This is a genomic window from Rhizobium fabae, from assembly GCF_003985135.1.
GTDB classification, from domain to species: domain Bacteria; phylum Pseudomonadota; class Alphaproteobacteria; order Rhizobiales; family Rhizobiaceae; genus Rhizobium; species Rhizobium pisi.
Window position 1 is genome coordinate 90,916 of sequence record NZ_ML133652.1, and the last position, 14,979, is coordinate 105,894.

Consider the following 14,979-nt stretch of genomic DNA (forward strand, 5'->3'; position numbering starts at 1 on the left):
AAGGCATCGGCCTTGCTGCAGGACAACAGATTGCTCGCATCCGGAAACGCGGCGCCGGTCGCGCCGAAGGCCGCGCGAATGGTTTTGCTGCGCGGGCGCATGCCGCATGCATCCGTGATGCTTCTCGCCACCATCGTCGCGATCTTCAGCCTCGTGCCGCTCGGCTTCATCGGCTGGATAACCTACGATGTCGGCTGGGAAACGGTGAAGGCGCTCGTCTTCCGGCCACGGGTCGGCGAACTCCTCGCCAACACGGTTTTCCTGGAATCGATCACCATTCCGCTGTCTATCGCGCTTGCCGTGACGCTCGCCTGGCTGACGGAGCGGACGGACATTCCTTTCGCGCGGCTCTGGGCCTGGCTTGCGATAGCACCGCTCGCCGTGCCGGCCTTCGTGCACAGCTATGCCTGGGTCAGCCTCATTCCCGGCATGCGCGGCCTGCAGAGCGGCGTCTTCGTCTCGGTGATCGCCTACTACCCGTTTCTCTATCTGCCGGTCGCCGCCGCGCTCCGCCGGCTTGATCCGGCCATCGAGGACGCGGCGGCTTCGCTCGGTCTCAATCCCTGGCGCGTCTTTTTCCGCGCGGTGCTGCCGCAGCTGAGGTTTGCCATCTGCGGCGGCTCGCTGCTGATCGCGCTGCATCTGCTGTCGGAATACGGTCTGTTCGTTATGATCCGCTTCGACACGTTCGCAACGGCGATTGTCGACCAGTTCCAGTCCTCCTACAACAGCCCTGCTTCCAACATGCTCGGCGGTGTGCTCGTCGCCTGCTGCCTTTTTCTGCTGAGCCTTGAAGTGCTGCTGCGCGGCAACGAGCGTTACGCCCGCGTCGGCTCTGGCTCGCCGCGCCCGGCGGACCGCCGGCGGCTCGGCTGGTTCGTCGTGCCGGCCGTTCTGCTGCCCGTCATCCTGGCGGTGCTGGCGCTCGGCGTGCCCCTGGTGACGCTTAGCCGCTGGCTCTATCTCGGCGGCGCCGATATCTGGCGCATCGAGGTTGGCAACGCTTTCCTGCAGACGATCATCCTTGCTGTCGTCGGCGGTACGCTGGCGACGATTGCGGCGGCTCCGATGGCCTGGCTTTCGGTCCGGGCGCCCGGCCGCTTCCAGCGCGTGCTCGAAGCCTGCCACTACTATGTCGGCTCGCTGCCGGGTGTCGTCGTGGCGCTGGCGCTGGTGACGATCACCGTGCGTCTCGTGCTGCCGCTCTATCAGACCTTCGCAACGCTGATCGTCGCCTATGTGATGCTTTTTCTGCCGCGTGCCATGGTGGGGCTGCGCGCCAGCATCGCCCAGGCGCCGGTGGAACTGGAACGCGCCGCGATGGGCCTTGGCCGCACTCCGGGCCAGGCGGTGCGGCAGATCACGATGCGGCTTGCGGCTCCAGGCGCTGCCGCGAGCGTCGCACTCGCCGCGCTCGGTATCACCAATGAGCTCACGGCGACGCTGATGCTGTCGCCCAACGGCGTCGATACGCTGGCGACGAAATTCTGGTCGCTGACCAGCGAGATCGACTATGTCTCGGCCGCCCCCTACGCCTTCATGATGATCGTGTTGTCGCTGCCGCTCACCCTGATGCTCTATACCCAATCGAAACGGACCGCCGGCCAATGACGCTGCTTACGATCGAAAACATCAGCAAGCGTTATGGCCCGGTTCAGGCGCTGAAGGATATCTCGCTCGAAGTGCAGGCGGGCAGCCGCACGGCTGTCGTCGGTCCGTCCGGCTCGGGCAAGACGACGCTACTGCGTATCATTGCCGGCTTCGAGCAGCCCGATGCCGGCAGGGTGACGCTGGATGGCGGCGTGCTTGCCGACGGTCCGGCGGCGGTGCCGGCCCACAAACGTGGCATCGGCATCGTCTCTCAGGATGGCGCGCTGTTTCCGCATCTGAGTGTTGCCGAGAATATCGGTTTCGGTTTCGAGCGCGGTGCGGCGGATCGCGAGAAGCGCATCGTCGAGCTGCTCGATATGGTCGAGCTCGACCGCGGCATGCTGGTGAGGCGCCCGCATCAGCTTTCCGGCGGCCAACAGCAGCGCGTGGCGCTGGCCCGCGCGCTTGGCCGCAAGCCGCGGCTGATGCTGCTCGATGAACCCTTCTCGGCCCTCGATACGGGTCTGCGTGAAAATATGCGCAAGGCGGTTGCGCGCGTGCTGCAGGCAGCCGGCATCACCGCCATCCTCGTCACCCATGATCAGGAAGAGGCGCTGAGCTTTGCCGATCAGGTCGCGGTCCTAAGAGAAGGGCGGCTGATCCAGGCCGGATCGCCACAGTCATTATATCTTCATCCCCGGGATCGCGAGACTGCGCTGTTCCTCGGAGACGCGGTGCTGCTTCCCGCCATCATCCGCAACGGCTTGGCCGATTGCGCCCTCGGCCATGTCGCCGTCGAAGGCAGCCGCCAGGGCAAGGCGGAGATCATGCTGCGGCCCGAGCAGATCCGCGTCGTTGCCGATGAAAGCGATCGCGACTATGGGGGACGTGTCGTCGAGGTGGAATTCGGCGGCGCTGTCTGCACCGTTGCCGTCTCGCTTGATGGTATTGCGCTGCCGCCGATCCGGATCAAGACTTCAAGCGTCGCGCTGCCGGCGCGAGGCGACCTTGTTCGCCTCGATATATCAGGCAAGGCGCATGTTTTCGAGGCTTGAGCATAGAGCCCGCACGTCCTATCGGACACGCGGGCTCTATGCTTTTTAGTTTGCGCATAATCCTTTCCGGAAATCGATTTCCGGGGTGATAGATCGATTCAAAGAGTAACGGCGTCCTACGCGTGTCCGAGAGGACGCACGCGCGCTAGCCGACCTTGCGCACCACTTCTTCCGGCTCGATGCCTTCGAGCCAGCCGCCGGTAAAGCCGGCGCGCTCGAGCCCGAGGCGGATGGTCGGCGATTGCCGCATCAGCTTCCAGATGAAGTCGGAGCGCTCGTTCTCGACGGTCATGACGACAAGGCCCTGGTCGATGCCGACGGTGCGGTCGTCGACCCAGCCCTCCGGCCGCTTCGTCTGGACGGTCGGATTGAAGCCGCCGGGAAAGCCGCCTTCCAGGAGCAGGTTCGGATAGGTGGTCAGAAGCGCCTTGGTGCCGTCGAGAGCCGCCTGCTTGTCATAGGGCAGGCAGGCGAGTGCCGCCCAGGGTGCGATCGTGCCGTCATCGGGCCCAAGGGGTGCGCCACGTGCGGCATAGCCCAGAACTTTCGGTTGGCGGCCGCCGCGCATGCGCCGTGTCGGCGGCGGGCCGTCGCAGGCGGAGAAGCCCCAGATGTTCTTGTTGTAGCCGACGAAGCGGCCGGGATTGCGCTCGGCATAATCACGCTGGACATTGATGACGACCTGCGTGTTGCGGAAGTAGTCCCAGTTCCGCTCGGCCATCGGCTTGTCCTGAATGCCGCGGAAATCGATCCAGGCATGCGAGAAGAGATGGATGAAGAGCGGCCCGGCGTAGAGATAGGATTGCTCGCCATGCAACATCCAGGAGTAGCTCGATGTGAAGGCGTCATAGCACGACTGCGGGATCGGGTGCGTCGGCGAGGCGAGCGCCAGCGCATAGAGGATGATCGCCTCGTCGAAGCCGTGATAACGCCAGCGCAGGAAGCCGGAGGAGGGCTTCCAGCCCATGGCAATGGTGTCGCCCTTGTTCAGCGCCCAGCGCCAGTCGACGCGCTCATAGATGAAGGTCGCGAGTTCACGGATCTCGGTTTCCGTCTCGTCGTCCGCGCGTTTGAAATACTGCGCAGCGGTCAGGATGCCGGCAACGAGCAGCGCCGTGTCGATGGTCGAAAGCTCGCTGTTCCAGGCGCGATGGCCGGTATCCATGTGCAGGAAATGGTAGAAGAAGCCGCGATAGCCTGTCGCGTGGCGTTCCTCGCCCTGGCGCGCCTCGGCAAAGAAGCGCAGCGTATTGACCGTGCGCTCGGCTGCTTCCGCTCGGCTGATCCAGGAGCGCTCGACACCGACGGGATAGGACGAAAGCGCAAAGCCGACGGCCGCGATACTCGCCGGCACGCCACCGATCGAGGTATCCGCCACGAGGCCATTTTCAGGATTGGAATATTTCAGGAAGTACTTGAATGCTGAATGCTGCAGCCTGTCCACGAGCGCGGCATCAATGTCTTCAATCCGTTGCAGCATAGGCTCCTACCCAACTGTTGCATCGCCCCATGCTTCAACATGGTGGACGTCCCCCGGCAAATCAAACCTTTTTGATTCGCAGAGATAAGAGAACACAAATGAGCGGAAGTGGTCGTTAACAATTATGGGTGAAATAGTATCTAGGATAAGTCATATAAGCGGTGCAGCAAAAAGGATGCACCGCGCCTCTTCGGAACAGCTTATTTCCCGCAATACTTGCTTCGCCACGCGTTGCTCGGAGTGGGTTGACGCGCGGGGTTAGCCGGACCTCACGGCCCCACCGAGCGCGCGGAGAGAAAAACCTGCGGCTCGAAGGCGAAATCCTTGTCGAAGGGATAGGTCGGGCGCTGCTTGCGCAGCCGCGGCAGGCGCTCGACGAACTGGTCGACCACGCCGGGCGATAGCGCCATCAGGTTCGGATTGGCGATCGGCGCCAGCTCCGGCGAGAGATAGCCCGATTTGACGACGATGATTCTGGCCCTATGCGGATCGAGGCCGAGCCGGGTGAAATCGGCGATGTTGTGATAGGGCCGGCGCTTCGCGCAGAGTACGAGATCGATGCCGCCAACCGAAACGACTGCCTGGCGGTCGGCGGGATCTGATGTTTCGTGCAGGAATTTCACGGTGAAGCGGGCTGTGACCGGCTTGCTGCCCTTGGTATCAAGCGATGCGCCGACGCTGAGGTTGAGTTCCGCGCCCACACCCACGGCATAACAGGCCTCGGTCGCCGCCTTATCAGTGATGCCGGCGAAGACAACGCCGGTCGCACCCTTGGCGATCAGTTCGGCCAGCACATCGGCCCGGTCCCCGACCCCGCCGCCAGTGGGGTTGTCGCCGGATTCGGCGAGCACCACCGGTGCGGTCGGGCTTGCGATCGCTCTCGCGACGCATTCTTCGATCGAGCCGGTCTCGCAGCCGAAGACGAAGTCTGCGCGCACATCCCAATAGGCCTGGGCAAGACGCCTTGCCTCGCGCTCCAGCACGGCGCGGTCGGTGCCGGTCATGATGGCAGCGGCCGTCGCGCGCGGCTCATCAGCCCAGACGTAGCCGACCATCAGCGACGCATCCCAGACGCCGTCGATCGTATCGATCCCGGGCAGCATGTCATAGAGCCCTTTTGCCGGCTGATCGACGGTGCTGGTGCGCTCGCCGGGTAGTACGACCGGGATCGGCGCCCAGAGGACGACCGGCCTCACGCCCGTCTTCAGGCTCTTCACCAGCATGGAGACGGAACGGCGCATCGTCTCCTCGACATCGATATGCGGCGCCGTGCGGTAGGTCGAATAGATATCGAGCGCATCGATGATGCGCTGCGTGACGTTGCCGTGCAGGTCGTAGCTGGCCGAAACCGTGCAATCCTCGCCGACGAGCGCGCGGGCCGCGCTGATCCAGTCACCTTCGGCATCCTCCATGCCCTCGACATACATGGCGCCGTGCATGGCGAGGTAGAGACCGTCGAGCGGAAGCATCGGCTTCAGCCGCTCGAGGAATTCCCCCTTGAAGGCTTCGTAGGTCGCGCGTGCAACCGGGCCGCCGGCAATGGCGCGGGCATGGATCGTCGGCAGGAATTCGGCGTCGTAATCCTTGAGGAAGGCGAAGTAGGGCGATTCCAGCAGTGCCGCGCCGCGCACCACGCGAAAATCCTTCTCCTCGTTCAGGACGGGATTGTATGTGCTGCATTCGATATGAATGCCACCGACGGCGATGCGCATGAACTGCCTCAAATGATGTTGGGAGCAATCGGGACGTTAGGGGTGGTGCCGTCGGCTCTGCCTTTCGGAGCCAATGCCGTCGACAGGAAATTTCGGTGTCATCTGACACAAAGCGCGCGCCGGCTGCAAGCGGTGCATGCGCATCATCATCGACAAGCTCGCCGTTTTGCGGCAGCCGCGACCGGTTGCCCACGGGGCCGTATTCCGTCCCGGGCCGGTTTCGTGCCTGAAAAGCCGCGCTCATCCGCTCATCTCATGAGTCGCTCTCCCTTGTGAATTTTTCACGCTATAGTTCATTCCAAAGACACGGCGGGGGCGAATATGAGCAACCAGCAAATTCCGCTCAAGGTGACGGCGACACGGTTCGTCCGCGCAATCAGACTCTTCATGACATCCGATGTCGGCGGACGAGCCGCGTTCCTTTTCGTCTCCCTGATCGCTCTTTTTGGCGGCGTCAGTGCTCTGAATGTGGTCAACAGCTTCGTCGGTCGACATTTCATGACTGCCATCGCTGAAAGGCAAACTGCCGAATTCATCCGCCAGGCGATCCTCTACACCGGCGCCTTCGCTGCCTCGACGATCGTCTCGGTGATCGCACGCTTTGCCGAAGAGCGGCTGGCTTTGCTTTGGCGAGAATTTCTTACCCGTCGCGCGATCGGTCTTTATATGGCCGACGGCGCTTTCTACCAGCTCGGCATTCAAGGTAAACTCTCTCACCCCGACCAGCGGATCGCCGAGGATATAAAGGCGTTCGCGACGACGACGCTCTCGTTCCTGCTCATGCTGCTCAGCAGCCTGTTGACGGTCTTCACCTTTTCGAGCGTGTTGTGGCTGATTAGCCCGCTTCTTTTCTTTACGGCCGTCTTCTACGCGGCTTTCGGTTCGTTCATGACGATCTTGTTGGGACGGCCTTTGATCAAATTGAACTATAATCAGCTCGACAATGAAGCGGCCTTCCGCTCGGGACTGATCAGTGTCCGGGAAAACGCGGAATCGATCATGATCGAGGGCGTAGAGCGACGCCATACAAATCGCTTGTCGAAACAGTTCGATGACCTTGCCGCGAATTTCAGGCGGATAATCTCCGTCAACCGCAACGTCGGATTTTTCACCACAGGCTACAACTGGATGGTTCAGATCCTACCTGTTGTCATCATCGCGCCTGCTTTCATGCGGGGTGATATGGAATTCGGCGTGATCACGCAGTCGGCGGCAGCATTTGCGATGCTCGTCGGCGCGTTCTCATTCATTGTCGCCCAATTCAATTCGATCTCGAACTTTGCCGCCGTCCTAGCGCGCATCAGTTCCCTTTTGGAGGCGATCGACGAGGCGCGCGGCGCGACAGATAGCCGTTTTGAACGCGTCGAGGCCGAGGGCGTTTTCGCTTACGAAGGCCTGACGCTGACGTCCTCGATCGGGGACGTATTGATGAAGGACCTGTCGGTGCTTATCCCGGCCGACACGCGGGTGGTCGTAGCCGGACAAGACGATGCCGCCGGCACGGCGTTGTTCCGGGCCACGGCGGGATTGGATACGTCGGGGACCGGACGCATCGTCACCCCACCTCATCAATATGTGCGGTTTCTCGGTCAGCGAACCTATTCGGGTCCGGGAACCCTACGCGAGATCCTGGTGTCACTTCAGCCATCGGCCGAGACGACGGATGCCCAGATCCTCGCTCTGCTGAGGAATGTCGGGCTCACACGCGATCTAACACCTGGCGACCTGGACAGTGAGCAAGACTGGTCCAGCTTGCTGTCGCCGCGCGAACAAGAGCTCGTTGCGCTTGCGAGCGCGCTGGTAGCCGCTCCGTCATACATTGTTCTGGAAAAAGCCGATGCCGTCTTCGGGCACGAGCATCTTGCCGGATTCCTCAGGCTGCTCGCGGAGCGAAGGATCGCCTGCATCAATTTCGCCGAACCGGGTGCGCCGCGTTCGGCCTACGATGCCGTTCTCGAATATGGTCCTGACGGTTCCTGGACGTGGATTGATCAAAAGGCTACAGGTGAAGATCAAGCCCGGCCTCTTTGATGGCTTCTTCGAATGCGACCCATGCCACGTTGGCGAGAGCCCGAATCCGGCCCCGTAGCCGACCGCGCAATCGACGCCACCTCACAACCAGCCTTCTGAAAAACCTGCTCGTCTCAAACCGATCACCACCGGCTCGCACCGACGCATGATGTTCCACAGCAGGCCGGTTCGATAATTTTCGATCATCAGGACGACGGGACCCTGGTCGATGCCGAAATGATAAGGGCTGACCCACCATTCGTCGTCCTTGTCGTTCATCGTATATGTCCGGTTGAACGATGGCCTGAACCCGTAAAGCCGGGTCATGCCAAGTTTCATGCGGGCAAAATTCCTGACGGTCGGGATGACGATTTCCGGCGCAAATGGCAGCGAGGCAACCACTGCCCAGGGAGATACCGTTCCATCATCCGGCCCGTAGGGTGCGCCGCGCGCGATATAGTCGAAGAATTCCCTGTCGATGCCGTCTATGTTTCGCTTGGTCCAACCGGGGCCATCGCTTGCCGTGAAACCCCAGCAATGTTCGCCATAGCCCGCAAAGCCCAGCGGATTACGGGTGGCATATTCCTGCTGAACGAAAGTGGCATGCCGGCTGTTCTGGAAATAATCGCTGCCATGCTCGCGCATGAATTTGTCGCGAATGTCGCGAAAATCGATCCACATATGTGAAAGCTGATGCGTGAAGAGCGGACCGGAATAGAGCAATTCGCGGCCGAAGATATTCCGCCATTCGTAGCTCTCCGTATAGGCCGCGTAGCTTTCCGGCGGCAGGGGGTGGCTCGGTGAACCAAGCCCGAGAATATAAAGAAGCAGACCTTCGTCATAGCCGCGCCACCGATAGGGAATGAAGCCGTTTTCCGGCCGCCAACCGTGGGTGAGCGTCGCACCGTGGTCGCAAGCCCAGTTCCAGTCCGCCCGCTCATACAGCGACGTGGCAAAGGCCCGGATCTTCGCCTCGTCCTCGGTGTCCGCATCGAAATAGGTTGCGACGGTCAGAGCACCGGCGAACAGGAAAGCCGAGTCGATCGTCGACAGTTCGCACTGCCAGACCCTTCGTCCGGTCTCAATGTCCAGGAAATGGTAGAAGAACCCCTTGTAGCCGGAGGCGTCGGGCTCCGGCCCCTGGTGGCAAGACAACAGGAACTCCAGCCGGCGTCGGACGATCTTGGCGGCAAATTCGCGAATGACGATGCCGCGTTCCACCACGACAGGAATGGTGGCAAGCGCCATGCCGACGGCAGCGATGCTCGCCGGTGCGCCTGCCTGGGTCTTGTCGCGGACCAATCCGTTGTCCGGATTCGTGCATTGCAGATAATAGAGCAAGGTCGTGAACTGAAGGCGACCGAGATCCTCCTCCGTCGGCATCCGGTTCAGTTCGGGATCGGTTGATGGCAACTCCGGCATGACTGGCTAAGCACCGAGAAGATGAGATGATTTCGTGGAGTATCCGGGGCCGGCTCTGGTCGGACGCAGCGCGCGCTTGCGAGATGCGCCCAACGCATGAGCAGCACTTATGTCTCCGATGCCGCCGGTCGACCCGGCCATCGGACAGACCTTTCGATTGCAAGGAGCATGAGCCCGTCGCTGCCTAGGCATTGTCCCCCTCTGTGGAGGTCGCCGCCTTCCCCTTCGCCGTGCTTTTGACGCCCCATGTCCAGCCGCTGATCTCAGGCATGTCATCACCATGCGCCTCGATATATTGCCGGTGCTCGATCAGTTTGCCGCGCACCGCCTGCTTGAAGTAGGCCGCGCGCGCGCCAAGCTGCGGCAGCCGATCGATGACGTCTTCGACAAGATGAAAGCGATCGAGCTGGTTCAGAACGACCATGTCGAACGGCGTCGTGGTCGTTCCCTCCTCCTTATATCCTCGAACATGCAGGTTCTTGTGGTTGGTCCGCCGGTAGGTCAGCCGGTGGATCAGCCAGGGATATCCGTGGAAGGCGAAGATGATCGGCTTGTCCTTTGTGAAGAGCGCATCGAAGTCAGGATCCGAAAGCCCGTGGGGATGTTCGCTCGATGGCTGCAGCTTCATCAGGTTGACGACATTGATGACCCGCACCTTCACCTGGGGAAGGTGCTCGCGGATCAGCTCGACCGCGGCGAGCGTCTCGAGGGTCGGCACATCGCCGCAGCAGGCCATGACCACATCTGGATCCGCATCCCGGTCATTGCTGGCCCATTGCCAAATTCCGAGGCCTTCGGCGCAGTGCTTGATGGCTTCATCCATGGTGAGCCATTGCGGAGCGGGCTGCTTGCCCGCCACCACCACGTTCACATAGTTGCGGCTGCGCAGGCAATGATCGGTAACGGACAAAAGCGTATTGGCGTCCGGCGGAAGATAGACCCGGATGACCTCGGCTTTCTTGTTGATCACGTGGTCGATGAAACCAGGATCCTGATGAGAAAAGCCATTGTGATCCTGCCTCCAGACATGTGAACTCAGGAAATAGTTGAGCGACGCGATCGGCCGCCGCCAGGGGATGTGGTTGCACACCTTCAGCCATTTGGCATGCTGGTTGAACATCGAGTCGATGATGTGAATGAAGGCCTCGTAGCAGGAGAAGAAGCCATGACGACCGGTCAACAGATAGCCTTCAAGCCAGCCTTGGCATTGATGCTCGCTTAGGACCTCCATGATGCGACCGTCGGGCGAAAGGTGATCGTCCTCGGGATAGATCTCGGCCATGTAGCACCGATCCGTCACTTCCAGCACGTCCTGCCAACGATTGGAATTGTTCTCGTCGGGGCTGAACAGGCGGAAGTTCTTGCTGTTGAGGTTGAGCTTCATCACATCGCGCAGGAACTTGCCCATGACGCGAGCGGATTCGGTGGCCACCGATCCGGGCTTGGGCACCGAGACGGCATAATCGCGGAAATCCGGCATCTTCAGATCGCGCAGCAACAGGCCGCCGTTTGCATGCGGATTGTCGCTCATCCGGCGATGCCCCGTCGGCGCCAGCGACGCGAGCTCGGCGCGTAGCTTCCCATCATCGTCGAAAAGCTCCTGAGGTCTGTAGGTGTTCATCCAGTGATGAAGGACCTTGATATGCTCCGGCTTGTCCATGTCGCCCATCGGTACCTGGTGCGAGCGCCAATAGTCCTCGCATTTCTTGCCGTCGATCTCGGTCGGGCAGGTCCAGCCCTTCGGCGTGCGGAAGACGATCATCGGCCAGGCCGGGCGGCTGACATTTCCTTTGTTGCGAGCCTCCGTCCATATCCTCTTGATCGTCGCGACGGCGGTGTCCATGGCGGCGGCGAGCTGCTGCTGCACCTGATCGGGCTCGTGTCCTTCGACAAAAAGAGGGGCGTATCCCATTCCCTCAAAGAACTTCACCAATTCCTCTTTGGGAATGCGGGCGAGGAAGCAGGGATTGGCGATCTTGTAGCCGTTGAGATGCAGGATCGGCAGAACGCAGCCGTCACGGGCAGGATTGAGAAACTTGTTTCCATGCCATCCCGTCGCGAGTGGCCCGGTTTCGGCTTCCCCATCACCGACGATGCAGGCGACGATCAGATCGGGATTGTCGAAGGCCGCACCATAGGCGTGGCTAAGGGCATAGCCGAGCTCGCCGCCTTCATGGATACTTCCGGGCGTTTCGGGAGCGACGTGGCTCGGGATGCCGCCGGGAAAGCTGAACTGCTTGAAGAGCCGCTTCATGCCCTCCTCGTCCTGGCCGATATTCGGATAGACTTCGCTGTATGTTCCCTCGAGATAGGCATGGGCAACAAGCGACGGGCCACCGTGGCCGGGGCCGATCACATAGATCATGTTGAGATCGTCCCGCTTGATCACCCGGTTGAGGTGCACATAGAGCATGTTCAGGCCGGGCGAGGTTCCCCAATGGCCGAGCAGCCGCGGCTTGATGTGCTCCCGAGCCAAGGGCTTTTTCAGGAGTGGATTGTCGAGCAGATAGATCTGCCCGACCGACAGATAGTTCGATGCCCGCCAGTAGGCGTCCATCAGGCGAAGTTCCTCGGCGGAAAGCGTCGTCTTGGCATGCGATGTTACCGAGGCTGTTTTGTTCATCACTGCCGTTTCAGCTGAAGCCATCTCAGTCTCTCCATCAAAATGACATTGTTGAATCTCGCCGGTTCGGTTTCGCCAGGGCGGCGCCGTCATGTCGACGCTGCGGCACTATTGAGGAGGAGATTCCGGGAAATGCTCCACCACCCCGCGAACACCGTTGACTCCCTCAGCCAGGACCCGCGCGGCCCGCCGGCAAGCGGATGTATCGACCTTGCCCCAAAAATGCACGATCCCTTCGGTGACCGTGACGGTCACATCCAGTCCTTCCAGACCGGTGTTTTCACCGAGCCGGATCAGAATGCTGCGCCGAATGGCTTCGTCGCCGGTTGCCGTGTCGTCTGGTTTTGCCGAGTAGATGACCTGCAAGAGATCGGCGCGGCTGACGATGCCGATGAGTTTGCCGTCCCGCAGGACGGGAATGCGCTTGATGCCACGGTCCTGCATCAGCGCGGCGACTTGGGAAAGAGGTGCATCCTCGTCGATGACAACAGGATCGGGCGTCATGACATCGCCTACTCTCCACCCGCATCGCTTTACAAAAGCGTTCGCCCTCTCATCAGGCCCAAGCCCCATATCCGCCTTCAGGACAAAGGCCCCGCTCGACAGTTCCGTTCGACGGATTAGATCGCCCTCGCTGATGACGCCCAGCAAGCGACCACCATCGTCGACAACAGGTATGCCGCTTACGTGTTGGTCGGACATCAGCCTAGCTGCATGCCGAACGCCATTGTCAGGTGATAGTGTGACGACCGTCGTCGTCATGACATCTTTGACGAGCATGTCGATCTAACTCCGGCCGCGTCTCCTCAAGGTACCATCGTCCTCAGGTTCGGAGACGTTATTGTTGGCACCTAGTGCCTTCCGACAAAACTCCAAGAGCCTAGTCGGATATCAGCCCGTTTTGCATTGAGCAGGATCAATCGGGCTCGGCAAATTTGCCACGAAGCCTCGAGAACGCGTAGCTTCAAGCAGCGGCTTGTTTGTTTTTGAAGATATCCGTGATGCCGATTCGGCGCAGCTGGTGGCGACGCCAACACACGCCACAAGGACGTTAATGCCCTTAGTGCGTCTAGCGTATTGACTTTCCTGGGAAAACTGGAGCGGGCGAAGGGATTCGAACCCTCGACCCCAACCTTGGCAAGGTTGTGCTCTACCCCTGAGCTACACCCGCTCAATCCGCATCGGTCCGGGGTAGTCGTTGGACCGTGGGCGCCGCCTCGTGGCGACGGGCGCTATATGGCCTAACGGATTTTCAAATGCAACAGGGAAATGACGAAGATGCGAAGAAAAAATTCGGGCGCCTGTTCAGGCGGGGCGGAAAGGCCGCAAATGCAGGGGTAAAGCGTCGGTTGCGAAGATTGCCAAACGATGTGGACGGACTTAATCAGGACGCCTCGACTTTTCCCTATCCCATTCCATGGATTGCCCGATGCCAGAAAACGCGCCCAAGACAAGAGAAGAACTGTTCGCTTTCCTCGACGGGCACGGCATCGCCCACAAGACGGTCGATCATGCGCCTGTTTTCACCGTGGCCGAATCGGTTGCGCTGCGCGACGAGATCCCCGGCGGCCATACCAAGAACCTCTTCATCAAGGACAAGAAGGACCGGTATTTTCTGCTGACCGTGGAGGAAAATGCCGAGGTCGACCTCAAACAGGTGCATAATCTGATCGGCGGGTCCGGCCGCGTCTCCTTCGGCAGGGCGGAAAAGCTGATGGAATATCTCGGCGTCATTCCCGGGGCCGTTACCGCGTTCGGCGCGATCAACGACACCGCCGGGAATGTCACTTTCGTGCTCGATGCCGATCTGATGCGCGAGGAGATCGTCAACTGCCACCCGCTGTCCAACGATGCGACGACGTCGATTGCGAGCAGCGACCTCATCCGCTTCATGGAAGCGACGGGACATAAGCCGCTTGTCTTGAAAGTGACGTCCTGACATACGATTTTAGCGCTCAAGCGCGTCGTGGTCGTTTAGATTGGCCTGTCGCGCTTGAGCCTCTGGTTTTGCGCATGTCTTTATCGCAAAACCGCAAGATAGTTTTGCGCGATATGCTTTAGCAAAAGATGCCGGCAGGATCGGCGCGGCGGGAGACACCTATGAGCGGCAGCAACAATCCCTATAACGGTTCCTTCGGAAATCAGATGTCGGCGACGGCAAGCTTCGGCGCGACACCGGAACCCGCGGCGGCGGCCGGCAACTATATCAAGGACACGACGACCGCGACTTTCGGCAAGGACGTCATCGAGGATTCGCGTAACCAGCCGGTGCTGGTCGATTTCTGGGCGCCCTGGTGCGGTCCGTGCAAGCAGCTGACGCCTGTTCTGGAAAAGGTGGTCAACGAAGCCAAGGGCCGGGTCCGGCTGGTCAAGATGAACATCGACGATCATCCCTCGATCGCCGGCCAGCTCGGGATTCAGTCCATCCCCGCGGTCATCGCCTTCGTCAACGGCCGCCCGGCCGACGGCTTCATGGGCGCGGTGCCTGAAAGCCAGGTCCGCCAGTTCATCGACCGTATCGCCGGTCCCGCCGGCGCCGATGAGGCAGCCGAGATCGAAGCCGTGCTCGCGGAAGCGGCCGAGCTGCTTGCCGCCGGCAATATCAACGAGGCTGCACAGCTTTACGCCGCCGTGATGCAGGCCGCGCCCGAAAACGCCAAGGCGCTTGCCGGAATGGCCGAATGCATGATCGCCGCAAACCAGCATCAACGGGCGCGAGAAACCTTGACTGATCTGCCGGAAGAGGTGGCCAAGGACGCCGGCATCCAGGCTGTGCTGAAGAAGCTCGATCAGATCGAAGAGGCCCGCAAGCTCGGCGATCCCGTCGCTCTCGAAGGTGAGCTGGCGGCAAATCCGGATAATCACGAGGCGCGGCTGAAGCTCGCCAAGATCCTCAATGTCGAAGGCCGGCGCGACGAAGCGGCCGAACACCTGCTTCAGATCATGCGCAAGGATCGCGCCTTTGACGATGACGGCGCCCGCCGCCAGCTGCTGCAGTTCTTCGAGGTCTGGGGTTTCAAGGATCCGGCGACCGTTGCTGCCCGCCGCAAGCTTTCGGCGATGCTGTTCTCGTAGTGGCTAGGCGTC

Annotated in this window: 10 protein-coding genes and 1 tRNA gene; 5 read left to right on the top strand and 6 right to left on the bottom strand. The window is 60.9% G+C overall.

The annotated features are described in order from the left end of the window. The first annotated feature begins 78 nt into the window (after positions 1-78). Together EFB14_RS17695 and EFB14_RS17700 are read left to right on the top strand one after the other, a co-directional pair. The gene (locus EFB14_RS17695; RefSeq protein ID WP_312894101.1) at positions 79-1,611 is read left to right on the top strand and encodes an ABC transporter permease; all 1,533 of its coding nucleotides are present in this window, start codon (positions 79-81) and stop codon (positions 1,609-1,611) included. Continuing rightward, a complete protein-coding gene (locus EFB14_RS17700; RefSeq protein ID WP_126827560.1) occupies positions 1,608-2,645 on the top strand; it encodes an ABC transporter ATP-binding protein in 1,038 nt (345 codons plus the stop codon). The genes EFB14_RS17695 and EFB14_RS17700 overlap by 4 nt, the downstream gene beginning before the upstream one ends. 145 nt (positions 2,646-2,790) lie before the next feature. Here EFB14_RS17700 and EFB14_RS17705 read toward each other — a convergent pair whose 3' ends face one another. Further along, positions 2,791-4,125, bottom strand: coding sequence for a glucoamylase family protein (locus tag EFB14_RS17705; RefSeq protein WP_126827562.1), 1,335 nt, complete (start codon positions 4,123-4,125; stop codon positions 2,791-2,793). 269 nt (positions 4,126-4,394) lie between these two features. Beyond that, entirely contained in the window at positions 4,395-5,837 is a 1,443-nt protein-coding gene (locus tag EFB14_RS17710) for a M81 family metallopeptidase (protein ID WP_126827566.1), read from the bottom strand. Positions 5,838-6,158: 321 nt separating this feature from the next. Between EFB14_RS17710 and EFB14_RS17715 the strand changes: the two genes are divergently transcribed. Then, positions 6,159-7,868, top strand: a complete 1,710-nt coding sequence (locus EFB14_RS17715) for an ABC transporter ATP-binding protein/permease (RefSeq protein ID WP_126827569.1) — start codon at positions 6,159-6,161, stop codon at positions 7,866-7,868. 81 nt (positions 7,869-7,949) lie between these two features. Here EFB14_RS17715 and EFB14_RS17720 read toward each other — a convergent pair whose 3' ends face one another. The 4 genes from EFB14_RS17720 to EFB14_RS17735 form a co-directional block, all read right to left on the bottom strand. Beyond that, positions 7,950-9,269: a glucoamylase family protein gene (locus tag EFB14_RS17720; protein WP_126827572.1), complete on the bottom strand. Its 1,320-nt coding sequence runs from the start codon at positions 9,267-9,269 to the stop codon at positions 7,950-7,952. Between the two features lie 184 nt (positions 9,270-9,453). Beyond that, positions 9,454-11,916 (bottom strand): phosphoketolase family protein, encoded by a 2,463-nt coding sequence (locus EFB14_RS17725; protein ID WP_126827575.1) that lies wholly within the window; start codon positions 11,914-11,916, stop codon positions 9,454-9,456. Positions 11,917-12,000: 84 nt separating this feature from the next. Next, complete coding sequence (locus EFB14_RS17730) at positions 12,001-12,672, bottom strand: CBS domain-containing protein (protein ID WP_126827577.1); 672 nt, start codon at positions 12,670-12,672, stop codon at positions 12,001-12,003. 316 nt (positions 12,673-12,988) lie between these two features. After that, positions 12,989-13,063, bottom strand: a tRNA-Gly gene (locus EFB14_RS17735). Positions 13,064-13,321: 258 nt separating this feature from the next. Between EFB14_RS17735 and EFB14_RS17740 the strand changes: the two genes are divergently transcribed. Then, on the top strand, positions 13,322-13,831 hold the full coding sequence (locus EFB14_RS17740; protein ID WP_126827579.1) for a prolyl-tRNA synthetase associated domain-containing protein: 510 nt from the start codon (positions 13,322-13,324) through the stop codon (positions 13,829-13,831). 161 nt (positions 13,832-13,992) lie between these two features. Further along, positions 13,993-14,967, top strand: a complete 975-nt coding sequence (trxA, locus tag EFB14_RS17745) for a thioredoxin (RefSeq protein WP_126827581.1) — start codon at positions 13,993-13,995, stop codon at positions 14,965-14,967. Positions 14,968-14,979: the final 12 nt, after the last annotated feature.